21 protein-coding genes are annotated in these 22,454 nt (G+C 44.9%); 17 read left to right on the forward strand and 4 right to left on the reverse strand.

The window, feature by feature from the left end; translation table 11 throughout:
• Positions 1-75 precede the first annotated feature (75 nt).
• Positions 76-1,503 carry a serine endoprotease DegP gene (degP, locus tag HH682_RS07775; RefSeq protein ID WP_214237015.1) on the forward strand — a complete coding sequence of 476 codons (1,428 nt, stop codon included), beginning with the start codon at positions 76-78 and terminating at the stop codon, positions 1,501-1,503.
• Between the two features lie 321 nt (positions 1,504-1,824).
• On the forward strand, positions 1,825-2,037 hold the full coding sequence (gene cspE / locus HH682_RS07780) for a transcription antiterminator/RNA stability regulator CspE (RefSeq protein WP_214237016.1): 213 nt from the start codon (positions 1,825-1,827) through the stop codon (positions 2,035-2,037).
• Positions 2,038-2,146: 109 nt separating this feature from the next.
• On the opposite strand, the gene HH682_RS07785 is transcribed toward cspE, so the two are convergent.
• From HH682_RS07785 to map, 4 genes are all read right to left on the reverse strand, one after another.
• Entirely contained in the window at positions 2,147-2,524 is a 378-nt protein-coding gene (locus HH682_RS07785) for a DUF3461 family protein (protein WP_214237017.1), read from the reverse strand.
• Positions 2,525-2,594: 70 nt separating this feature from the next.
• On the reverse strand, positions 2,595-3,422 hold the full coding sequence (gene dapD, locus HH682_RS07790; RefSeq protein ID WP_214237052.1) for a 2,3,4,5-tetrahydropyridine-2,6-dicarboxylate N-succinyltransferase: 828 nt from the start codon (positions 3,420-3,422) through the stop codon (positions 2,595-2,597).
• A 106-nt stretch (positions 3,423-3,528) separates the two neighbouring features.
• Positions 3,529-6,180, reverse strand: a complete 2,652-nt coding sequence (gene glnD / locus HH682_RS07795) for a bifunctional uridylyltransferase/uridylyl-removing protein GlnD (protein ID WP_214237018.1) — start codon at positions 6,178-6,180, stop codon at positions 3,529-3,531.
• Between the two features lie 73 nt (positions 6,181-6,253).
• Positions 6,254-7,042, reverse strand: coding sequence for a type I methionyl aminopeptidase (gene map, locus HH682_RS07800; RefSeq protein WP_048911556.1), 789 nt, complete (start codon positions 7,040-7,042; stop codon positions 6,254-6,256).
• A gap of 370 nt (positions 7,043-7,412) precedes the next feature.
• On the opposite strand from map, the gene rpsB reads away from it, so the two are divergent.
• The 15 genes from rpsB to rnhB all read left to right on the forward strand — a co-directional run bounded on the left by rpsB (position 7,413) and on the right by rnhB (position 22,422).
• Positions 7,413-8,138, forward strand: a complete 726-nt coding sequence (gene rpsB, locus HH682_RS07805) for a 30S ribosomal protein S2 (RefSeq protein ID WP_214237019.1) — start codon at positions 7,413-7,415, stop codon at positions 8,136-8,138.
• Between the two features lie 185 nt (positions 8,139-8,323).
• Positions 8,324-9,175 (forward strand): translation elongation factor Ts, encoded by an 852-nt coding sequence (gene tsf / locus HH682_RS07810; RefSeq protein WP_214237020.1) that lies wholly within the window; start codon positions 8,324-8,326, stop codon positions 9,173-9,175.
• A gap of 151 nt (positions 9,176-9,326) precedes the next feature.
• Positions 9,327-10,052 (forward strand): UMP kinase, encoded by a 726-nt coding sequence (gene pyrH / locus HH682_RS07815; protein ID WP_214237021.1) that lies wholly within the window; start codon positions 9,327-9,329, stop codon positions 10,050-10,052.
• A gap of 130 nt (positions 10,053-10,182) precedes the next feature.
• Positions 10,183-10,740, forward strand: a complete 558-nt coding sequence (gene frr / locus HH682_RS07820) for a ribosome recycling factor (protein ID WP_062811997.1) — start codon at positions 10,183-10,185, stop codon at positions 10,738-10,740.
• A 120-nt stretch (positions 10,741-10,860) separates the two neighbouring features.
• Positions 10,861-12,054 carry a 1-deoxy-D-xylulose-5-phosphate reductoisomerase gene (gene ispC, locus HH682_RS07825; RefSeq protein WP_214237022.1) on the forward strand — a complete coding sequence of 398 codons (1,194 nt, stop codon included), beginning with the start codon at positions 10,861-10,863 and terminating at the stop codon, positions 12,052-12,054.
• Between the two features lie 162 nt (positions 12,055-12,216).
• On the forward strand, positions 12,217-12,969 hold the full coding sequence (gene ispU, locus HH682_RS07830; protein WP_214237023.1) for a (2E,6E)-farnesyl-diphosphate-specific ditrans,polycis-undecaprenyl-diphosphate synthase: 753 nt from the start codon (positions 12,217-12,219) through the stop codon (positions 12,967-12,969).
• A 15-nt stretch (positions 12,970-12,984) separates the two neighbouring features.
• The gene (gene cdsA, locus HH682_RS07835) at positions 12,985-13,842 is read left to right on the forward strand and encodes a phosphatidate cytidylyltransferase (protein WP_214237024.1); all 858 of its coding nucleotides are present in this window, start codon (positions 12,985-12,987) and stop codon (positions 13,840-13,842) included.
• A gap of 11 nt (positions 13,843-13,853) precedes the next feature.
• Complete coding sequence (gene rseP, locus HH682_RS07840; RefSeq protein WP_214237025.1) at positions 13,854-15,203, forward strand: sigma E protease regulator RseP; 1,350 nt, start codon at positions 13,854-13,856, stop codon at positions 15,201-15,203.
• Between the two features lie 46 nt (positions 15,204-15,249).
• The gene (gene bamA / locus HH682_RS07845; RefSeq protein WP_214237026.1) at positions 15,250-17,664 is read left to right on the forward strand and encodes an outer membrane protein assembly factor BamA; all 2,415 of its coding nucleotides are present in this window, start codon (positions 15,250-15,252) and stop codon (positions 17,662-17,664) included.
• Between the two features lie 99 nt (positions 17,665-17,763).
• A complete protein-coding gene (skp, locus tag HH682_RS07850) occupies positions 17,764-18,258 on the forward strand; it encodes a molecular chaperone Skp (RefSeq protein WP_214237027.1) in 495 nt (164 codons plus the stop codon).
• A gap of 3 nt (positions 18,259-18,261) precedes the next feature.
• Entirely contained in the window at positions 18,262-19,293 is a 1,032-nt protein-coding gene (gene lpxD / locus HH682_RS07855; protein ID WP_214237028.1) for a UDP-3-O-(3-hydroxymyristoyl)glucosamine N-acyltransferase, read from the forward strand.
• A 139-nt stretch (positions 19,294-19,432) separates the two neighbouring features.
• Positions 19,433-19,888 carry a 3-hydroxyacyl-ACP dehydratase FabZ gene (gene fabZ / locus HH682_RS07860; protein ID WP_214237029.1) on the forward strand — a complete coding sequence of 152 codons (456 nt, stop codon included), beginning with the start codon at positions 19,433-19,435 and terminating at the stop codon, positions 19,886-19,888.
• Between the two features lies 1 nt (position 19,889).
• Positions 19,890-20,678, forward strand: coding sequence for an acyl-ACP--UDP-N-acetylglucosamine O-acyltransferase (gene lpxA, locus HH682_RS07865; RefSeq protein ID WP_214237030.1), 789 nt, complete (start codon positions 19,890-19,892; stop codon positions 20,676-20,678).
• A gap of 9 nt (positions 20,679-20,687) precedes the next feature.
• Complete coding sequence (lpxB, locus tag HH682_RS07870; protein WP_214237031.1) at positions 20,688-21,830, forward strand: lipid-A-disaccharide synthase; 1,143 nt, start codon at positions 20,688-20,690, stop codon at positions 21,828-21,830.
• On the forward strand, positions 21,823-22,422 hold the full coding sequence (rnhB, locus tag HH682_RS07875) for a ribonuclease HII (RefSeq protein WP_214237032.1): 600 nt from the start codon (positions 21,823-21,825) through the stop codon (positions 22,420-22,422). The genes lpxB and rnhB overlap by 8 nt, the downstream gene beginning before the upstream one ends.
• The last annotated feature ends 32 nt before the right edge of the window (positions 22,423-22,454 follow it).

Below are 22,454 nucleotides of genomic sequence, written 5' to 3' on the forward strand. Positions count from 1 at the left end.
TAATTGGTATACATTCATTCTTAAGTGAGTTATCACAGAAATGATTCAGGAAAGTAAAAATAAGAGAATCCGACTATGAAAAAGAACATATTATCACTCAGTATGGTTGCCCTCAGTTTAAGTTTAGCATTTAGCTCAATAAGCGTTAGTGCGGCACAAACCACGTCGGCTGATAGCCTACAAATGCCAAGCTTAGCGCCAATGTTGCAAAAAATCATGCCCTCCGTTGTGAGTATCAGTGTAGAGGGCTCTACTACGGTTAAAAATCAAGCGAATCAGCAATTCCAGCAATTTTTTGGTGATATGACACCATTTTGCCAGCAAGGCTCTCCCTTCATGAACTCACCTCTCTGCCAAACGCCGAACCAAGGCCAAGGTCAAGGCAGTCAGCAAGAGAAGTTTCGTGCGTTAGGGTCTGGGGTCGTGATTAATGCACAAAAAGGCTACGTGGTGACCAATAATCACGTTGTCGAAAATGCCTCGAAAATCACTGTTCAATTAAGTGATGGGCGTCGTTTTGATGCGAAAGTATTAGGTAAAGATCCTCGCTCCGATATCGCCCTGATTCAGCTTAACGATGCGACGAATCTTACCGCAATTAAAATGGCTGACTCTGATAATCTACAAGTTGGCGATTACACCGTGGCGATTGGCAACCCCTATGGACTGGGGGAGACCGTCACTTCTGGCATTGTCTCGGCACTCGGCCGCAGTGGATTGAATGTTGATAATTACGAGAACTTTATTCAAACCGATGCCGCGATTAACCGAGGTAATTCGGGAGGAGCTCTCGTGAATCTTAATGGTGAGCTGATCGGAATTAATACTGCGATCCTCGCGCCAGACGGCGGCAACATAGGTATTGGCTTTGCTATCCCAAGCAATATGGTGAGAAACCTCACGGCACAGATGATCGAATATGGTCAGGTCAAGCGGGGGGAATTAGGCATCATGGGCACAGAACTTAACTCTGAATTGGCCAAAGCCATTCATGTTAATGCTCAACGTGGCGGTTTTATCAGCCAAGTTTTACCTAATTCTTCAGCTGAAAAAGCAGGAATTAAACCGGGGGATGTGATCGTCTCGATGAACGGTAAACCGTTAAATAGTTTCGCAGCCCTACGGGCGGAAGTGGGTTCATTACCGGTAGGGACTAAGCTAGTACTCGGGATAATACGTGACGGTAAACCGATTAATGTGACCATCGAACTTCAACAGAGTCGCCAAGATAATGTCTCTTCAGCAACGATCTATGCAGGAATTGAAGGGGCAGAATTAAGTAACTCGGTAAGTAATGGACAGAAAGGCGTTCATGTGGATGCGGTGAAAGTCGGGTCTAGCGCTTCGCGCATTGGTTTACGAAAGGGCGATATTATCTTAGGTGTTAATCAGCAATCTATCGCCAACCTTGGTGAACTACGCAAGGTATTAGAGACAAAGCCTGCAGTGTTAGCTTTAAATATTAAGCGCGGTAACGCGGTTTTATATTTACTTGCTCAATAAAATTCGACCTGTCACAGGTTTTATTATCAGCCCACACTCACTTAGTGGGCTGCATCAATCAACGAATATCGTGATTAAGCCGACTAGACACTAATATTTTTTCCAAAAAGAGTTGTGTAATCGTTAAGAGTGTGGTTATTATAGAGTCATCGGTTTGTAGTACAGACCTTATGTAAGCAATTTTAGTAAAGCAGTCTTCAGTTCAAGCGTTATCCATCGATATCCTTCCTCGTGAGTCTTCTTCTAAGTGACCATAAGCTATTTACTGTATAGCAGATCAGATTCGCCATTCTGAGCGGATCGATAAGTAAGGATTTAACGATGTCTAACAAAATGACTGGTTTAGTAAAGTGGTTTGATGCGGGTAAAGGTTTTGGTTTTATTTCGCCTGCAGATGGTAGTAAAGATGTGTTCGTTCACTTCTCTGCTATTCAAAGCAATGATTTTAAAACGTTAGACGAAGGTCAAAACGTCGAGTTCTCAATTGAGAACGGCGCAAAAGGTCCTTCTGCTGTGAACGTTGTTGCAATCTAATCTGTTTTAGATGCTGTGATATTTACGATAGCGATGAAGGTAGTGACCGGAGCAGTTAAATATCATAAAAAAATCCCGCAACTAAGCGGGATTTTTTTTTAATCAGACATTATTTATAACGAGTGAGTCGATCAAGATCGGCTTCAATTTCTGCGATCTTATTCGAAACTACTGCTTCTAAATGACGCAGATCTTCAAGAATTTTATTTTTCAAATCTACTTCTAACGGATTTTGCTGACATAACTGATCCAGCTCTTCAATCACATAAGAGAGGTTAGGATTAATCTCTTGAATGTCGTTTTCAGGTAAATGATCAATTGATTTACTCTGGCGGGGATATTTAAATTTAACGCTCTTCGCGAAAAACTCACCCTTATCCTTTCTAAAGTAAATCTTTAAAATATCGTGATGCGCTTCTTGACGAAGATTATAGCGATCAATTTCTTCAGGATGGGTGATCCCTAAGCTTTTTAAATTATCAAACATGGTTGTTAACCTCTTGAGTTCACCTTTGTCCAGAATCAATCACATTGTAGACAAGAAGCGAGTGGAGCAATTAATCATCAATGCTACGAAGTAATTCGTTAACACCGACTTTCGCGCGGGTTTTCGCATCAACTTTCTTCACAATGACTGCACAGTATAGGCTGTGGCTACCATCTTTAGCTGGCATGCTACCGGAAACGACTACAGAGCCCGCCGGGACACGGCCATAGAACACTTCACCGGTTTCACGATCATAGATACGTGTACTTTGGCTAATATAAACGCCCATGGAGATAACCGAACCTTCCTCGACGATGACACCTTCTACAATTTCAGAACGTGCGCCGATAAAGCAGTTATCTTCGATAATAGTTGGGTTAGCTTGTAATGGCTCTAACACGCCGCCAATTCCTACGCCGCCAGAAAGGTGAACATTTTTACCTATCTGCGCACAGGAGCCAACGGTCACCCAGGTATCAACCATTGTCCCTTCATCGACATAAGCACCGATATTCACATAGGAAGGCATCAGCACTGTATTACGAGCAATGTAGGCACCTTGACGCACGGCTGCTGGGGGAACAACGCGTAAACCTTCTTGGCGAAAACGCGCTTCATCATAGTCCGCAAATTTTAATGGGACTTTATCGTAATAACGGGTTTCTGCGCCATCCATGACTTGGTTGTCATTGATGCGAAATGAAAGAAGTACTGCTTTTTTTAGCCACTGATGCGTCACCCATTCACCATCGATTTTCTCGGCTACACGGACTTCACCTTTATCGATAAGTTGGATAATTTGATTTACAGCATCGCGCGTTTCAGCATCGACGTTATTAGGCGTGATTTCGGCACGGCGTTCAAAAGCCGCTTCAATAATTTTTTCTAACTGTTGCATCATAATTTCCCAAAAATTTCTAATTGTCTAAGTAAGCAGTAAATTACACTTAACTACCGGTGTAGAGCAAAGATTCAACTCTTTACCTATTACGATCTTCCTTGAACTACATCTTATCGGTTGGATTGAGGGTCTCTGTCAACCTTTGACGTAATTGCTCCCGCATTTTTTTACTTAATCCACGACGTTCGTTGTCTGCAAGAATAAATAAATCTTCAACTCGCTCACCAATTGTACTGATACGAGCGCCATGAAGCGAAATATCAAGTTCAGCGAATATCGCTCCAATTTGTGCCAGCAACCCAGGCTGATCTAATGCGACAAGCTCCAGATACGTCCTACGGTCGGTGTGACCAGGCAAATAGTGAACCCGAGTTTCAACGGTGAAGTGGCGCAAGCGTGATGATGTTCGTCTAGTTTTTGGTACAGTCCATTTTTCCTGCTGTAAGGACTGGGTAATGCCTTGAATAATCGAGGCATGACGATCCGGGGCTAAGGGATTACCTTCTGGCTCGAGAACAATGAAGGTATCCATAGCCATTCCATCACGGTTGGTAAAAATTTGTGCGTCGTGCACACTCAAATTTCGTCTATCTAATTCACCGGCAACGGTAGCAAATAGATAGGCGCGGTCAGGACTCCAAATAAATATCTCTGTCCCGCCCCGAGCAGATTGCTGGCTGATTAAGACTAAAGGCTCGGTTAATTGATGCTTGAGCAGATGCTGTGCATGCCAAGCCAGTTGTGTCGGAGTATGGCGTAAAAAATAATCCGCACGGCAGCGGTTCCATAAATGAAATAGGCGGTTTTCGTCCACATCGTTCATACGTAGTAATGCTAAGGCTTGTTGACGATTGTGACGTACACGTGAACGTAGGTCGGGTCGTTTATCTTTCCCGCGACGGAGTTGTTTTTCTGTTGCGAAGAAGAGCTCACGTAATAGGCTCTGCTTCCAGCTGTTCCATAGGCTTTCATTGGTGGCACAAATATCAGCGACTGTCAGACAGGTTAAGAACTTAAGCTGGCGCTCATTAACCATTGTTTCCGAAAATTGACGAATCACCTCAGGGTCTTGAATATCTCGACGCTGAGCGGTGACTGACATTAAAAGATGATGTTCGACGAGCCAAGCTATTAGCTCAATATCGCGTGAATTGAGCTGATGAAGTTTCCCAAAAGCGTAAACATCCTCCGCACCTAATAAGCTATGATCACCCCCTCGACCCTTAGCAATATCATGGAAGATGGCGGCAATAATTAAAATTAGGTGGTTGGCTGAACGCTGCCAAATTTCGACACATAAAGGGTGCTGAGGTCGGACCTCTTCTCGGCCAAAACTTTCGAGCTTTTGCAGTACCCGCATAGTGTGTTCATCAACGGTGTAGGCATGGAAAAGATCGAACTGCATTTGACCGACAATCGATTCCCATTGAGGGAGGTACGCAGCGAGTACACCGTGATGATGCATCGGTATCAAAGCTCGGCTTACCACGCCATTACTGCCCAAAATTTCGAGAAATAATGGTCTGGCTGCCGCAATATCGCATAGAGGGCTATCCAGCTGCTGGAGGGCTAGCCGAAGTTGACGCAGAGTTGCTGAATAGATCCCAGTGATTTCCGGATGGCGAACCATAACCAGAAACATTTTTAAAATCGTTTCGGGTGATTGATTAAAGCTCTGGCTATCTCTTAACTCGATAAGATCACCCCTTAATCGAAAAAGATCGTCAATAGGTCTAGGGCGTTCAGTAGTCGGTAGGGTAAGAATGGCTTCATCAAAGAGCTGCAGTAACATCGTATTGAGCTCACGGATAAGGCGCGTTACACGGTAGTAGTCCTTCATCATCTTTTCGACGGGCGTATTACCTGCACCAAGATAATTAAGACGGGTTGCGACAGAAAGTTGGCGATCAAATAACAACCGATTGTCATAACGAGTTAAGGTCTGGTGTAAGGCAAAACGTAACCGCCACAGAAACGATTGGCACTCTTTGAGTTCATCGCATTCCTCGACCGTAAGAAACCCAAACTGAACCATGTTATCGAGGGAGGTTGCGCCAAAATGGCGGTGTGCGACCCATTGCAGCATATGGATATCGCGTAGTCCACCTGGGCTGCTTTTAATATCTGGCTCTAAATTATAACTGGTACCGTGATACCGAAGATGGCGTTCGGTTTGCTCTTTGATTTTTGCTGAGAAAAAGTGGACTGAGGGCCAGAATTCTTCACTAAAGATATTTTTTTGAAGTTCAAGAAATAACGATACATCGCCAATTAACATTCTTGATTCAATTAAATTAGTCGCAATTGTTAAGTCTGCCAGCCCCTCTGTTAGACACTCATCAAGTGTGCGAACGCTTTGTCCTACTTCAAGCTTAACATCCCAGAGTAGAGTGATAAGTGCGCTGACGTGCTGAGCTTGATGCTCATCAAGGGGGAGGCGGCTAATCACTAATAAGTCAATATCAGAGAGGGGAAGCAACTCTTCGCGCCCATAGCCCCCCACGGCAACTAACGCTAACTCCGGCGATTCGCTTAATTGGTAGAACTTCCAGAGGCGTTGTAAAAGATGGTCGATAAAATGGCTGCGAATAGCAATCAGCTCTTCAACTGGCACACCTTGGTCAAAGGCTTCAGCGGAGAGTTGCTGAAAACGGTCTAGGGAGGCTTTGATGATATCACGTTGTAATTGATCGTCTTGCCAACTGTCTATAACGTGGATTAATGCTGTCAAGGCTTGAGGAACAGGCTCGCTCATTTGCTTATTCTCATCATAAAAAAAGCCGGCTTGTTAAAGTGCCGGCTTTATGATTAATTCAGTAAGATCTTACTTAGTTGACTAATACCGCAGGTAGGGTTTCATCTTTACGAAGCGTTAAAATCTCACAGCCAGTGTCTGTGACCACAATAGTATGCTCGTATTGCGCAGACAAGCTTCGATCTTTAGTTTTTACTGTCCAACCGTCTTTCATACTTCGAATACGGTAATCACCGGCATTGACCATAGGTTCAATTGTAAAAGTCATACCTGCTTGTAAGACCACACCTTGATCATCTGCATCATAGTGTAGAACTTGCGGCTCTTCATGAAAGCCTTTACCGATACCGTGACCGCAGTATTCACGTACTACAGAGAAATTTTGCGCTTCAACAAATTTCTGGATTTCTTTACCCAAAGTGCGTAAACGGATACCAGGCTTCACAAGGCGTAATGCGAGATAAAGGCTCTCTTGGGTAATTTTACAAAGACGTTCGCCCAAAATGGTTGGTTTGCCAACAATAAACATCATAGAGGTATCGCCGTGATACTCATCTTTGATGACGGTAACATCGATATTAACGATATCACCTTCTTTTAATAGACGTTCATCGCTAGGAATGCCGTGGCAGACCACTTCATTGATTGAGATACAGACAGATTTTGGGAAGCCGTGGTAACCCAAACACGCAGAGACGGCTTGCTGTTGTTCGGTAATATAAGTCGCGCAGATTCGGTCTAATTCACCAGTAGAAATACCCGGTTTGACGTGTGCACCAATCATTTCAAGCACTTCTGCGGCAAGACGTCCCGCTACACGCATTTTTTCGATTTCTTCAGGTGTTTTAATTGAGATAGCCATAAATTTCGTTTCCATAGTAGCCAGAATGCACAACGCTGGCGATTACGTAATAATTGCGACATAGATTAACACAGGCTGCCCCTGCGCTGCCAATATACCCGTAGGAAAGCTGTATTGAGCCCTGCAAAAATCGAACAAAATATAGCACCAAGGTTGATTTTATGGTATAAAGCGCGCCGATGATTCTTTATCTCTCTTCACGAAAGGTAGGGCATCACTTACACTCATTATGTGAAAGGTGATTTTCGTAGTTTACTGTGAAGGTCAAACCAAAACACACATGTACCGACACATACTCCGGGGTGCCTGCAAAGGTCGGTGGTATGGGGTACATGGAGGCTCAACCCCAATTAAAATTTTAGAGGTTATAATGGCAACTGTTTCAATGCGCGATATGCTGAAGGCTGGTGTTCACTTCGGTCACCAAACTCGTTACTGGAATCCAAAAATGAAACCTTTCATTTTCGGTGCACGTAATAAAGTTCACATCATCAACCTTGAGCAAACTGTACCAATGTTCAACGACGCTCTGGCTGAGTTGCACAAGATTTCTTCTCGTAAAGGGAAAATCTTAATGGTTGGTACCAAGCGCGCAGCAAGCCTAGCTGTTAAAGAAGCAGCACTAAGCTGTGACCAGTACTTCGTTAACCATCGTTGGTTAGGTGGTATGCTGACTAACTGGAAAACTGTTCGTCAGTCAATCAAACGCCTTAAAGATCTTGAAGCACAATCACAAGACGGTACTTTCGAGAAGTTAACTAAGAAAGAAGCGTTAATGCGTGGTCGTGAACTGGCTAAACTGGAAAACAGCTTAGGCGGTATCAAAGATATGGGCGGCCTGCCTGATGCACTATTCGTTATCGATGCTGATCACGAGCACATCGCAATCAAAGAAGCAAACAACTTAGGTATTCCAGTATTTGCTATCGTTGATACCAACTCTGATCCAGATGGTGTTGATTACATCATCCCTGGTAACGACGATGCGATCCGTGCAGTCACCCTGTACCTGACCGCTGTTGCGACTACTGTTCGCGAAGCGCGTTCACAAGATCTGGCTGTACAAGCAGAAGCTGCATCTTTAGAAAACGCCTGATAATCTTTACTCGAAAGAGTACTGGCATCAGATGTAATCTGTCAGGGGCCAGCAATGGCCCCTTCGTATATTCAATGTATTGAACGTTCTATTAAACGTTTGGTGCATAATCACTCCTACGAAAATGATACTGTTTAGAATCCATAATGGAGATGAACAGGTCACAGTTAACCGAGGAAAATAGAATGGCTGAAATTACCGCTGCTCTGGTAAAAGAACTGCGTGAGCGTACTGGCGCAGGCATGATGGATTGTAAAAAAGCGCTGACTGAAGCGAGTGGCGACATCGAGCTTGCAATCGAAAATATGCGTAAATCTGGTGCGATCAAAGCGGCTAAAAAAGCGGGTAACGTCGCAGCAGATGGCGTAATCAAAACTAAGGTTACTGCCGATTTCGCTGTGATTTTAGAAGTCAACTGCCAAACTGACTTCGTTGCTAAAGATACTGGTTTCCAAGCGTTTGCTGATAAAGTATTAGATGCAGCAGCAGCTGATAAAGTGACTGATGTTGAAGTGTTAAAAGCGCAATTCGAAGAAGAGCGTGTTGCACTGGTCGCTAAAATTGGTGAAAACATCAACATCCGTCGCGTTGCAGTATTAGAAGGCGACGTTTTAGGTAGCTACCTGCACGGTGCTCGTATCGGTGTTGTCGTGGCTGCAACGGGTGCGGACGAAGAGCTGGTTAAGCAAACCGCTATGCACATCGCTGCAAGCAAGCCAGAATTCGTTAAGCCTGAAGATGTTTCTGCTGACGTCGTTGAGAAAGAGTACCAAGTACAGCTCGATATCGCGATGCAATCTGGTAAGCCTAAAGAAATCGCAGAAAAAATGGTTAAAGGTCGTATGGAGAAGTTCACCGGTGAAGTGTCACTGACTGGACAAAGCTTCGTTATGGACCCAAGCAAAACAGTTGGTCAACTGCTGAAAGAAAAAGGCGCTGACGTAACTGGTTTTATCCGCTTTGAAGTGGGTGAAGGCATTGAAAAAGTTGAGACTGATTTCGCTGCTGAAGTTGCAGCAATGTCTAAGCAGTCTTAATGCTAAAAAGAACCGCCAGTTAGGCGGTTCTTTTTTGTCAAAGGTAACACTATCCGATTTTTTCTCATTCTGTTTTTTTCAAAGAAAAATATGGGATGATTAACCCGAAAAATACTCCTATTATTCAGCCAATTTCCGGGAATAAACTATTATGGCGACGAACGCAAAACCTGTATATCAACGTATTCTTCTAAAACTGAGTGGCGAAGCGCTTCAGGGAACTGATGGTTTTGGAATTGATGCGAGTATCTTAGACCGCATGGCTCAGGAAGTTAAAGAGTTAGTCGAACTTGGTATCCAGGTCGGTGTCGTTATTGGTGGCGGCAATTTATTCCGTGGAGCCGGGCTAGCGAAAGCAGGTATGAACCGTGTTGTCGGCGATCATATGGGAATGCTCGCAACCGTGATGAATGGCTTAGCGATGCGTGATGCGCTTCATCGTGCATATGTCAATGCACGCTTGATGTCAGCCATTCCTTTAAACGGTGTTTGTGATAACTATAGCTGGGCTGAAGCGATTAGCTTACTGCGCCAAAATAAAGTGGTTATCTTCTCGGCAGGTACGGGAAACCCTTTCTTCACCACCGACTCAGCAGCTTGTTTACGCGGTATTGAAATTGAAGCGGATGTCGTCTTGAAAGCAACGAAAGTTGACGGTGTCTATTCCGCAGATCCGGTTCAATTCCCCGATGCGGTACTTCACGATAAAATCAGCTACCAAGATGTATTAGAACGAGAGCTGAAAGTCATGGATCTCGCTGCATTTACGCTGGCACGTGACCATAATTTACCGATTCGTGTTTTTAACATGAATAAGCCAGGTGCGCTGCGTCGAGTTGTGATGGGCGAAAATGAAGGTACATTAATCTCACAATAATTCCTGTGTCTTAGAAAATAAGGTATATTCTGGTGGAGATGAGTTCGTTCGGGGCTGTCGGCCAGAGTGACAGGCAAAGTGAATTACTCCGAATGTTATCGGAGCGCATTAACAATCCAAGGGTTTTAACGTGATTAACGATATTAAAAAAGATGCTGAAGTCCGCATGGACAAATGTGTTGAAGCATTTAAAACAGCAATTAGCAAAATTCGTACCGGACGTGCGTCCCCGTCACTGCTTGATGGTATTGTCGTAGAATACTACGGTACGCCTACGCCACTGCGCCAATTAGCCAGTGTCACGGTTGAAGATTCACGTACTTTGAAGATCAACGTATTCGACCGTTCAATGGGGCCGGCTGTAGAAAAAGCGATTATGGCTTCAGATTTAGGATTAAATCCAAGTTCTGCCGGTGCTGATATTCGTGTGCCACTTCCAGCGTTGACTGAAGAGCGTCGTAAAGACTTAATCAAAATTGTTCGTGCAGAAGCCGAGCAAGGTCGAGTGTCTGTTCGTAACGTACGTCGTGACGCGAATGATAAAGTGAAAGCATTATTAAAAGATAAAGAAATCAGTGAAGACGACGATCGTCGTTCACAAGATGATGTTCAAAAGCTTACCGATGTTAGCATCAAAAAAGTTGATGCTGCACTCGCTGATAAAGAGAAAGAACTTCTCGATTTCTAAGCGTTAATTCTGCTTTACAACGCCGTAATGGAGGCTCAGCTATTGAGCTTTCTTACGGCGTTTTGTTTATGTTATTTGGTCATTATGTGTTCTCCCCCTCACTAAGAGAATGGAAAATCGATGCAACGACTAACGATACTGGGTTCTACGGGCTCAATAGGCACTAACACCTTGGATGTGGTGAGAGAAAATCCTGAGCGTTATAAGGTTAGTGCGCTAGTAGGTGGAAAAAATTCCGCTTTAATGGCGGAGCAGTGTGTAGAATTCCGACCAGACTATGTCGCAATGGCCGATGAAAAATCGGCTAACGAACTCCGTGAACGATTGACGGCATTAAAATTAACACTCGATGTTTCTTGGGGGATACAGGCAGCGTCTGAATTAGCGGCTTTACCCGAAGTTGACCAAGTAATGTCATCGATTGTTGGCGCATCAGGTCTCTTGCCTACACTCTCGGCTATTAAAGCAAGTAAACGCGTCCTATTAGCCAACAAAGAGTCATTAGTGACCTGCGGTAAATTGTTTATGGACGCAGTCCAAAACTTTAATGCCCGTTTGTTACCGGTTGATAGTGAACATAATGCTATTTTTCAGAGTTTACCTGAGACTTTACAGCAACAACTTGGGTATGGTGACCTAAGTGAAAATGGCGTTGATTCAATAATTCTCACGGGGTCAGGCGGGCCTTTTAGACAGACTCCTATAGAAGAACTCGTTAATAAGACGCCAGATCAAGCGTGTGCTCACCCTAACTGGTCGATGGGAAGGAAGATCTCTGTAGATTCTGCCACGATGATGAACAAAGGACTGGAATATATTGAAGCGAGGTGGTTATTCAATGCACAACGCTCTCAGATGGAAGTCATTATTCATCCGCAGTCAGTGATCCACTCTATGGTGCGCTATCGCGATGGCAGTGTTATTGCTCAGTTAGGGACGCCGGATATGAAAACGCCGATTGCCCACTCAATCGCTTGGCCTCACCGCGTACGCACCGGTGGTAAGCCTTTAGATTTTACGCAATTGCAGTCTCTAACTTTCAATAAGCCGGATGATCAGCGGTATCCATGCTTAGCATTGGCGATCGACGCTTGTGAAAAAGGGCAGTCCTTTACTACAGCATTAAATGCAGTGAATGAAGTGGCGGTTGCCGCTTTTCTAGAAGGCCGAATTTTATTTACTGATATTGCGGCACTTAATTCAGATATTTTAGGTCGAATACACTTTAATGAGCCAAAGAGTATTGATGAGGTTCTACAAATTGATGAAGAGAGTCGCGCCTTAGCGCGTCAACAGATAGAAAAACACTTCTAAGCCACTACAGCAGGGCAACAGATTTGTCGCTCTATGCGGAAAATGGTATAGTCGCTCGCCGTCTTTTTCTGGTTTCACGCGTACTCTTGATTGATTGGAATAGGCTAACGGAAAAAAGTGGCGAATAAATCGATGCGTTTTTAATAGAGAGTAAAGCCCGATATGTTGTCACAAGGCCTAAATGAAGCAGAATGGCTCCCCCAAGTTTTACCACAACACGTTGCCATTATCATGGATGGCAACGGACGTTGGGCGAAAAATCGCGGTAAATTAAGGATGTCAGGCCATAAAGCTGGCGCCAAAGCGGTCAGAAAAACGGTGCGGTTTGCGGCTAAGCATGACCTTAAGGCGCTCACTCTTTATGCGTTTAGTAGCGAGAATTGGAGCCGTCCGGCTCAAGAAGTGACTGCGTTAATGGAGCTTTTTATTTGGGCTTTAGAGAGCGAAGTTAAATCATTACATAAAAATAATGTTCGATTACGCGTGATTGGCGATACTTCAGGCTTTAATAAAAAAATTCAAGACCGTATTACAAAAGCTGAAAATTTAACGGCGAATAATAGTGGGTTAACCTTAAACATAGCAGCGAATTACGGTGGACGTTGGGATGTTGTCCACGGCGTAAAGCAGCTAGCGGAACAAGTAAAAAAGGGAGTACTACAACCAGAAGATATTACGGAAGATAGGTTGAACTCGCAGCTTTGCCTCTCGGACTTACCCTCAGTGGATCTCGTGATTAGAACCGGTGGTGAGTATCGAATTAGTAACTTCTTGATATGGCAAGTGGCGTATGCAGAGTTTTATTTTAGCCCGGTGCTTTGGCCCGATTTTGATGAACAAGAATTTCAAGGTGCTTTGGATGCTTTTTCCCAACGGGAACGCCGTTTTGGCGGTGTAGCATCTAATGAATCCTAATACCCGGGGGTTTTTTTGTTAAAGTCTCGACTCTTAACCGCAATAATTCTGATACCACTTGTTATTGCTGCACTTTTTTTCCTACCCGCTGACGGATTTATTCTAGTCGTATTAGCTATTACTATGCTTGCTGCATGGGAGTGGGGGCAATTCGCTGGGCTTAAAACACCTTTGCAGCGTATTCTCTTAGCGTTGGTGTTCGGATTATTATTAGCCGGTATGGTGTTTATGCTCCCTCCGTATCAACGGGATATACACCAACCCTATGTTGCGCTATCTCTGTGGATTTCACTCAGTTGGTGGTGTGTCGCACTACTTATGGTGCTTGCCTACCCTAAATCGAAAATATTATGGGAACGTTCACGTCTTTTACCATTAATTTTCGGGGCCTTAACACTCGTTCCTTTTTTCTGGGGCATGCTTGTCCTTCGCCAATATCATTACGATTATGATCGCTATGCGGGTGCGTGGTGGTTGTTATTTGTTCTCCTTCTCGTGTGGGGAGCTGACTCAGGAGCCTACCTTTTTGGCAAGCTATTTGGTCGCCATAAGCTTGCGCCTAAAGTCTCACCAGGTAAGACGCTTGAAGGGTGTTTAGGCGGATTGGCAACGTCTGCTGTGATTGCTTGGCTGTTTGCGTACTACGCGCCACTTAACGTTGCGCCAACAAGCCTGATCTGCAGTGCGGTAATTGCAACGTTGGCCTCTGTATTGGGCGATTTAACCGAGAGTATGTTCAAACGTGCTTCGGGAATTAAAGATAGTGGCAACCTGATCCCTGGACACGGCGGTATCCTAGATAGAATCGATAGTTTGACGGCAGCCGTCCCTGTCTTTACTTGCGTGTTATTACTCATATTTCAAGTGAAGTAAGGAGTTAACCTTTGGGAAGTTTTTTCTGGAGTCTTGCAGCGTTCCTTGTTGCTATAGCAATTCTTATCACTGTTCATGAATTTGGGCATTTTTGGGTAGCGCGACGTTGTGGAGTTTGGGTTGAGCGCTTTTCAATAGGTTTTGGTCCAGCTATCTGGCGACGTAAGGATAAGCAAGGAACAGAGTTCGTTCTCGCGATCATCCCTCTTGGCGGTTACGTTAAGATGCTGGACAGTCGCGTTGACCCTGTTCCTGAAAATCGTCTCCACGAAGCATTTAACTTTAAAACCATTGGTCAACGCAGCGCAATAATTGCTGCGGGACCCGTGGCAAATTTCCTTTTTGCGATTGTCGCCTATTGGCTAGTCTTTATGCATGGTGTCCCGGCTGTTAAACCAATAATCGGGCAGGTGATAAGTGGCTCGATTGCCGAGCAGTCACATTTGACGGCAGGAGCGGAACTAAATGCGATAGACGGTATCGAAACGCCTGACTGGGATGCTGCGCGTTTAGCTTTGATATCAAAAATTGGTGACACTTCAGCTGAACTTAAGGTAACTCTGCGTGGTCAACAGGGGCAGGTCGAAAGATATATCGATCTACGGCAGTGGAAATTCGACCCTGAAAAACAGGATCCTTTGGTCGCCTTGGGCTTAATTCCGGTTCAACCAAAAATTGAACAAGTGCTCGCTCAAGTGCAAAAAAGCTCTCCCGCCGATAAAGCGGGTTTGCAAGCCGGCGATAGGATCGCTAAAGTCAATGGTCAGCAGGTGAGCGATTGGGCATTTTTTGCCAAGATGATCAAAGACAATCCACAACAACCTTTGCAGGTGAAAGTGGTGCGTGGAGGCAGCGCGGTTGCGTTAACCTTGACGCCTGAGGCCAAACCTGGCTCAAGTAAAGAAGGATTTGCAGGGGTGATACCTCGTGTTGAACCATTACCGGATGCTTATAAAACTGAGCATCGTTATGGTCCATTCTCTGCCTTGAAAGAGGCCACGACAAAAACTTGGCAACTGATAAAGCTTACTGTAACAATGCTTGGTAAGTTAGTGTTAGGAGATATCAAGCTGAATACCCTTAGCGGTCCAATTTCGATTGCGCAAGGTGCAGGGGCCTCAGCAGGATATGGTATGATTTACTATTTAATGTTTTTAGCATTAATTAGTGTGAATTTAGGGATTATCAACTTAGTTCCCTTGCCTGTGTTAGATGGAGGGCATTTACTCTTCCTTATGATTGAAAAAATTAAAGGTGGAGCAGTGTCAGAGCGAGTTCAGGCATTCAGTTATCGTATTGGTTCAGTACTGCTAATACTGTTAATGGGCCTGGCACTTTTCAATGATTTCTCTCGCTTGTAGACGATTATCTACTTGTGAGGACTAGTTAGGAACACGCATAAAAACGATGGCGATGAAAAAATTGCTCATAGCGTCGCTGCTGTTCAGCAGCGCCACCGTGTACGGTGCAGACGATTTCGTGGTGAGAGACATTCATTTCGAAGGCCTGCAGCGAGTCGCTGTCGGCGCGGCCCTGCTCAGTATGCCGGTACGTGTTGGTGATACAGTCAACGACGATGACATCAAAAACAGTATTCGTTCCCTCTTTGCGACGGGTAACTTTGAAGACGTTCAGGTATTACGAGATGGTAATAATCTGATTGTTCAGGTCAAAGAGCGCCCGACGATTGCTAGCATTACCTTTTCAGGTAACAAAGCTGTCAAAGAGGACCAACTCAAACAAAATCTAGAAGCTTCTGGTGTACGCGTTGGCGAAGCGCTTGACCGTACTACCATCTCTTCAATTGAGAAGGGACTTGAAGACTTTTACTACAGCGTCGGTAAGTATACCGCTAGCGTGAAGGCTATCGTTACGCCACTACCACGCAACCGCGTCGATCTCAAATTTGTCTTCTCTGAAGGTGTCTCTGCTAAAATACAGCAGATTAACATTGTAGGTAATAAGTCATTTAGTTCTGACGAGCTGATTTCACGCTTCCAATTACGTGATGATGTGCCGTGGTGGAACTTAGTTGCTGATCAGAAATATCAGAAGCAAAAACTTGCCGGTGACTTAGAAACCTTACGTAGTTTCTACTTAGACCGTGGTTATGCACGTTTTAATATTGACTCGACCCAAGTCAGTTTAACCCCTGATAAGAAAGGTATTTATATTACTGTCAACATTAATGAAGGCAGCCAATATAAAATTGCCGGCGTTGATGTTAACGGGAACATGGCCGGTCACTCAGCCGAAATTGAAAAGCTGTCTAAGATTGAGCCAGGTGAACTTTATAACGGTACCAAGGTTACGCAGATTGAAGATAACATCAAAAAACTGCTGGGCAACTATGGTTACGCGTATCCGCGTGTGATGACGCAACCTGAGATCAACGATGCGGATAAGACCGTTAAACTGCACATCAGTGTTGATTCTGGTAATCGCTTCTACGTCCGCAAAATTCGCTTTGAAGGTAATACCACATCCAAAGATTCAGTTCTACGCCGCGAAATGCGTCAAATGGAAGGATCTTGGCTGGGAAGCGGGCTTGTCGACCAAGGTAAAGAGCGTTTAAACCGTACAGGTTACTTTGAAACCGTTGATGTTGATACGCAACGTGTACCAGGTACTGCCGACCAAGTCGATGTTGTCTATAAGGTTAAAGAGCGTAATACAGGTACTTTTAATATCGGTGTGGGTTACGGCACTGAAAGTGGCGTGAGCTTCCAAGTAGGTGTTACGCAAGATAACTGGATGGGAACGGGTAACACTGTAGGGATTAGTGGGACGAAAAACGACTACCAAACCTACGCTGAACTCTCCATGACTGACCCGTACTTTACCGTTGACGGGGTAAGTTTAGGCGGACGTCTATTCTATAATGACTTTAAAGCTGACGATGCAGACCTGTCTGACTATACCAATAGAAGTTATGGTCTAGACGGTACCTTAGGCTTCCCGATTAACGAAGATAACTCTTTACGTGTTGGCTTGGGTTATGTGCATAACGATCTGTCTGACATGCAACCGCAAGTCGCGATGTGGCGTTACTTCAAATCAGTAGGTAAAAACTTCCCAACCAGTAATGATGACAGTGATTACTCCACTGATGACTTTACGCTTAACCTTGGCTGGACTTATAACACTCTTGACCGCGGGTTCTTCCCAACGTCAGGTAACCAAACTAACTTGAATGGTAAAGTCACCGTTCCCGGTTCGGACAATAAGTTCTATAAAGTGACCTTGGATAGCCAACAATATCTTCCGCTTGATAAGGACCGCACTTGGGTCTTATTAGGACGTGGTCGTTTAGGCTATGGCGATGGACTAGGCGGCAAAGAGATGCCGTTCTACGAGAACTTCTATGCGGGAGGCTCCAGCACTGTTCGTGGTTTCCAATCGAACACTATCGGACCTAAAGCCGCTTACTATAACTATGGCTCTTCTTCGAATTGTGATAATTCAACTAGCGCAATTTGTAAGTCGAACGATGCGGTGGGCGGTAATGCTATGGCAGTGGCGAGTTTAGAACTCATCACTCCGACCCCGTTTGTTAGCGAGAAATACTCGAACTCGTTAAGAACCTCTGTCTTTGTGGATGCAGGGACGGTTTGGGATACGAACTGGGATGATACTGCACAAATGCGTGCGCTGGGGATCCCAGACTATAGCAAACCAGGTAACATTCGCGTTTCGTCGGGTGTCGCTCTACAATGGATGTCTCCACTTGGGCCGCTAGTATTCTCTTATGCTCTACCGATTAAGAAATACGAAGGCGACAAATCGGAACAGTTCCAATTTAATATCGGTAAAACGTGGTAATATCTTATCGGTAAATCAATTGCGATGGCAGGGAATGCTCCCTGTCATTTTGCATAAAATGGTGTTTTACGCACTCAAGGTAATGGAAAGGAGTATATAGTGAAAAAGTTGTTATGTGCCGCGGGTCTTGGATTGGCATTAGCTGCATCAGCTGCACAAGCTGCTGATAAGATTGCAGTAGTGAACGTCTCCAATATTTTCCAACAGTTACCCCAACGTGCAACCGTTGCGAAGCAATTGGAAAACGAGTTCAAAGGTCGTGCGACTGATCTTCAAGCACAAGAGCGTGCTATTCAAGCTCAAATGCAGAACTTGCAACGTAATGGTTCAACCATGAAAGCAAGCGAGCGTTCAAGCTTAGAGAAAGACATTATGGCTAAGCGTCAAACTTTTGAGAATAAAGCACAAACTTTTGAACAAGATAACCGCCGTCGTCAGATGGAAGAGCGTAATAAAATCTTATCTAGCATCCAAACTGCAGTCAAAAAAGTTGCTGATGATGAGGGTTATGACGTAGTACTGGATACTAATTCAGTCGCTTACGCAGCAAACTCAAAAGATATTACTGCTGATGTACTGAAACAGGTTAAATAACCGATGGCATCTATTAGTCTGGCTGAATTAGCCCGCCAATTAGATGCAACGGTGCATGGAGATGGCGATATCGCCATCTCCGGCATTGCGTCGATGCAATCCGCGGGTGCCGAACAGATCACTTTTCTTGCAAACAGTCGTTACCGCGAGCAACTCTCTCAGTGCAACGCTGCAGCTGTGGTGCTGACGGAAGCTGATTTAGAATTTTGTCATAGTGCGGCATTAGTGGTTAAAAACCCCTATCTCGCCTATGCAAAATTAGCGCAAGTTTTAGATACAACACCTCAACCAGCAGACAATATTGCACCTTCCGCCGTTATCGCCAGTGATGTGTCCCTGGGGAATAACGTTTCTATTGGTGCAAATGCCGTTATTGAATCTGGTGTAGTACTTGGCGATCATGTCGTGATAGGCCCGGGTTGTTTTGTGGGGAAACAGACTACAATCGGTCCACATACGCGTTTGTGGGCGAATGTATCAATCTATCATGAAATAAAAATTGGGCGGGATTGCTTGATTCAATCTGGCACTGTCATTGGTGCCGATGGATTCGGCTACGCAAATGACCGTGGTAATTGGATAAAAATCCCTCAACTTGGTACAGTAGTGATCGGTGACCGCGTCGAGATTGGTGCTTGCACGACGATTGACCGTGGCGCATTAGATAACACGCAAATCGGTAACGGTGTGATTATCGATAATCAATGTCAGATTGCACATAATGTCATTATTGGCGACAATACCGCAGTTGCGGGTGGTGTCATCATGGCCGGTAGCTTAAAAATAGGGCGTTACTGCATGATTGGCGGTGCTAGCGTTATTAATGGTCATATGGAAATTTGTGATAAAGTGACTGTTACAGGAATGGGAATGGTAATGCGGCCAATCACTGAGCCAGGCATCTATTCTTCAGGAATCCCGTTACAATCAAACAAGCAGTGGCGTAAAACCGCAGCATTGGTCATGAATATCAATGAGATCAACAAACGTTTGAAAACGCTCGAACGTCAAGCTACCCCAAAAAGCGACACTTAAGAGCCAAAGGCCATCCTCACGTCATCGTTGCATAATTATATAAACAATGAAATGTGCGCGGCCTGTTTACCCTTTGCGACCGATTAACTTTTTCATCGTGTCGTGTTTTTGCTAACATTTTTAGAGCAGGAAGAGTATCTTGACTACTGAAACACATACTCTGGCGATAGAAGAAATCTTTGATTTACTTCCACACCGCTATCCGTTTTTACTCGTTGATCGCGTTTTAGATTTTGAACCACATACTTATTTGCGTGCGGTAAAAAATGTCAGTGTTAATGAACCTTTCTTCCAAGGTCACTTCCCTGGTAAACCCATATTTCCAGGCGTTCTGATTCTGGAAGCTATGGCACAAGCCACCGGGATCCTCGCTTTCAAAAGCGTGGGCGGTCTTGAGCCTGGTGAGTTGTACTATTTTGCTGGCATCGATAGCGCACGTTTTAAAAGGCCAGTGGTCCCAGGAGATCAAATGGTGATGGAAGTTACCTTTGAAAAAACGCGCCGTGGACTTACTCGCTTTAAAGGTGTCGCAACCGTTGACGGTAAAGTCGTCTGTGAAGCGACTATGATGTGTGCCCGTAGCCGGGAGGCGTAAAGTGATCGATCAATCAGCTCGTATTCATCCCACTGCCATCGTTGAAGAAGGGGCTAAAATTGGCCCTGAAGTATCGATAGGCCCTTTTTGTATCATTGGTCCGCATGTAGAAATTGGTGCCAGAACGGTACTTAACTCTCATGTAGTAATCAATGGTTTCACGCAAATAGGGCAAGATAACCTCATCTTCCAATTTAGCTCTATTGGTGAAGTTAACCAAGATCTAAAATATGCGGGAGAGGATACAAGGTTGATCATCGGTGATCATAATAGTATCCGTGAAGGCTGTTCTATTCATCGTGGTAGCGTGCAAGGAGGAGGTGTTACCCGCATCGGTAATCATAACCTTCTTATGGGGAATACTCATGTTGGACATGATGGGCTGATTGGTAACCACTGTATTTTTGCTAACAATGCAACCCTTGCGGGGCATGTGACGGTAGACGATCACGCGATCATCGGTGGGATGACCGCTGTGCATCAATGGTGCACCATTGGTGCACACGTGATGGTTGGTGGATGCTCTGGGGTCGTACAAGATGTCCCACCTTATGTGATCGCACAAGGTAACCACGCTTCTCCTTATGGTGTCAATATTGAAGGATTGAAGCGTCGTGGTTTTAGTAAAGATGCCCTACATGCAATACGTAACGCTTATAAGCTACTTTATCGTAGCGGACGACCTTTTGAAGAAGTTAAACCTGAGATTGCGGCCCTAGCTCAAGAACACAGTGAAGTTCAGCCCTTCTATGATTTCTTCGCTCGTTCGACTCGCGGTCTTATAAGATAAAAGGTTTTCATGCGCCCTTTGACTGTTGCCCTTATCGCCGGAGAAACCTCCGGCGATATTTTAGGTGCCGGATTAATCCGTGCACTTAAAGTAAAAAATCCTAATATCCGATTCGTTGGCGTCGCGGGTCCGCTCATGCAAGCTGAAGGTTGCGAGGCATGGTATGAGATGGAAGAGTTGGCGGTGATGGGAATTGTCGAAGTACTGGGCCGTTTAAGAAGATTGCTGCACATCCGTCGTCAGTTAACTGAGCGGTTGACGGCGCTTAAGCCAGACGTTTTCATTGGTATTGACGCCCCCGATTTCAATATTCCCTTGGAAGGTAAATTAAAGCGAGCGGGGATCCCGACCATTCACTATGTCAGCCCCTCTGTTTGGGCATGGCGTCAAAAAAGAGTCTTTAAAATAGGTCGCAATACTGACTTGGTGTTAGCTTTCTTGCCTTTCGAGAAAGCATTCTACGATCGATTTAATGTCCCTTGTCAATTTATCGGTCATAAAATGGCGGACGATATCGCCTTACATCCTAATAAATTAGCGGCTAGGCAGACTTTAAATATTGCACCCGAGGCTAGATGTTTAGCGCTGCTTCCCGGTAGTCGCTCCAGTGAAGTTGAAATACTCAGTGCAGATTTTTTACGTGCAGCAGTATTACTGAGAGAGCGTTACCCCGATCTTGAAATTATTGTTCCTGCCGCGAATGCACGTCGTGCTGAGCAATTTCTTGCCATCAAGCAAGAGATAGCTCCGAGTTTATCGCTACATTTAATTGAGGGGAAAGCGCGTGAAGTAATGATCGCGAGCGATGCAGCAATATTGGCTTCGGGTACTGCGGCATTAGAATGTATGTTAGCGAAATGCCCAATGGTCGTCGGCTATAGAATGAAGCCTTTTACTTTCTGGCTGGCGAAACGATTAGTGAAAACTGAATGGGTATCCTTACCCAACCTCCTTGCTGGCAGGGAATTAGTGAAAGAACTTCTTCAAGAAGAGTGCACACCCCAACACCTAGCAAGTGCCCTTGCCCCCTTGCTGCATGACAGCATTGAACGGCAGGAACTGCTTATGACTTTCCAAACATTGCATCAGCAAATACGTTGGGATGCTGATAACCAAGCTGCAGACGCAGTACTGGAACTTATACATGGCTGATTTTATTTACCCTGTTGCCCACTGTATCGCCGGTGTCGATGAAGTGGGGCGTGGACCTTTAGTGGGCGCTGTTGTCACGGCAGCCGTCATTCTGGACCCAAATAAGCCTATTTTGGGACTAGCTGACTCCAAAAAAATAAGTGAAAAGAAACGGCTCATGTTATGCAGCGAGATTAAAGAAAAAGCGTTATCTTGGTCGATTGGTCGAGCCGAACCGCAAGAGATTGACCAGCTCAATATTCTTCATGCAACGATGCTCGCTATGCAGCGTGCCGTCGCTGGGTTATCTATGACTCCTGATTTTGTACTGATTGATGGTAATCGTTGTCCGGCTCTGGCGATGCCCGCTCAAGCGGTCGTTAAAGGTGACAGCCTGGTGGCCGAAATCAGTGCCGCATCCATTTTAGCGAAAGTCACCCGAGATCACGAAATGGCGTTACTTGCCGAACAGTATCCAGAGTATGGATTTGCACAACATAAAGGCTATCCGACCGCAAAACACCTTGAGCAGTTGGCACGTTTGGGTCCTATTCCAGACCATCGTCGAAGTTTTGCGCCGGTCAGAAATCTATTGACTACCCTGTCCAATTAATCAGAGAACTGTAAACCCGATAAGCGAGCATT

Origin of the sequence: Rosenbergiella gaditana, assembly GCF_018494065.1 — a bacterium.
GTDB lineage: Bacteria > Pseudomonadota > Gammaproteobacteria > Enterobacterales > Enterobacteriaceae > Rosenbergiella > Rosenbergiella gaditana.

Coding starts and splice junctions, on each gene's coding strand:
- degP (WP_214237015.1), top strand. CDS start 76: ATGAAAAAGAACATATTATCACTCAGTATGGTTGCCCTCAGTTTAAGT.
- cspE (WP_214237016.1), top strand. CDS start 1,825: ATGTCTAACAAAATGACTGGTTTAGTAAAGTGGTTTGATGCGGGTAAA.
- HH682_RS07785 (WP_214237017.1), bottom strand. CDS start 2,524: ATGTTTGATAATTTAAAAAGCTTAGGGATCACCCATCCTGAAGAAATT.
- dapD (WP_214237052.1), bottom strand. CDS start 3,422: ATGCAACAGTTAGAAAAAATTATTGAAGCGGCTTTTGAACGCCGTGCC.
- glnD (WP_214237018.1), bottom strand. CDS start 6,180: ATGAGCGAGCCTGTTCCTCAAGCCTTGACAGCATTAATCCACGTTATA.
- map (WP_048911556.1), bottom strand. CDS start 7,042: ATGGCTATCTCAATTAAAACACCTGAAGAAATCGAAAAAATGCGTGTA.
- rpsB (WP_214237019.1), top strand. CDS start 7,413: ATGGCAACTGTTTCAATGCGCGATATGCTGAAGGCTGGTGTTCACTTC.
- tsf (WP_214237020.1), top strand. CDS start 8,324: ATGGCTGAAATTACCGCTGCTCTGGTAAAAGAACTGCGTGAGCGTACT.
- pyrH (WP_214237021.1), top strand. CDS start 9,327: ATGGCGACGAACGCAAAACCTGTATATCAACGTATTCTTCTAAAACTG.
- ispC (WP_214237022.1), top strand. CDS start 10,861: ATGCAACGACTAACGATACTGGGTTCTACGGGCTCAATAGGCACTAAC.
- ispU (WP_214237023.1), top strand. CDS start 12,217: ATGTTGTCACAAGGCCTAAATGAAGCAGAATGGCTCCCCCAAGTTTTA.
- bamA (WP_214237026.1), top strand. CDS start 15,250: ATGGCGATGAAAAAATTGCTCATAGCGTCGCTGCTGTTCAGCAGCGCC.
- lpxD (WP_214237028.1), top strand. CDS start 18,262: ATGGCATCTATTAGTCTGGCTGAATTAGCCCGCCAATTAGATGCAACG.
- lpxB (WP_214237031.1), top strand. CDS start 20,688: ATGCGCCCTTTGACTGTTGCCCTTATCGCCGGAGAAACCTCCGGCGAT.
- rnhB (WP_214237032.1), top strand. CDS start 21,823: ATGGCTGATTTTATTTACCCTGTTGCCCACTGTATCGCCGGTGTCGAT.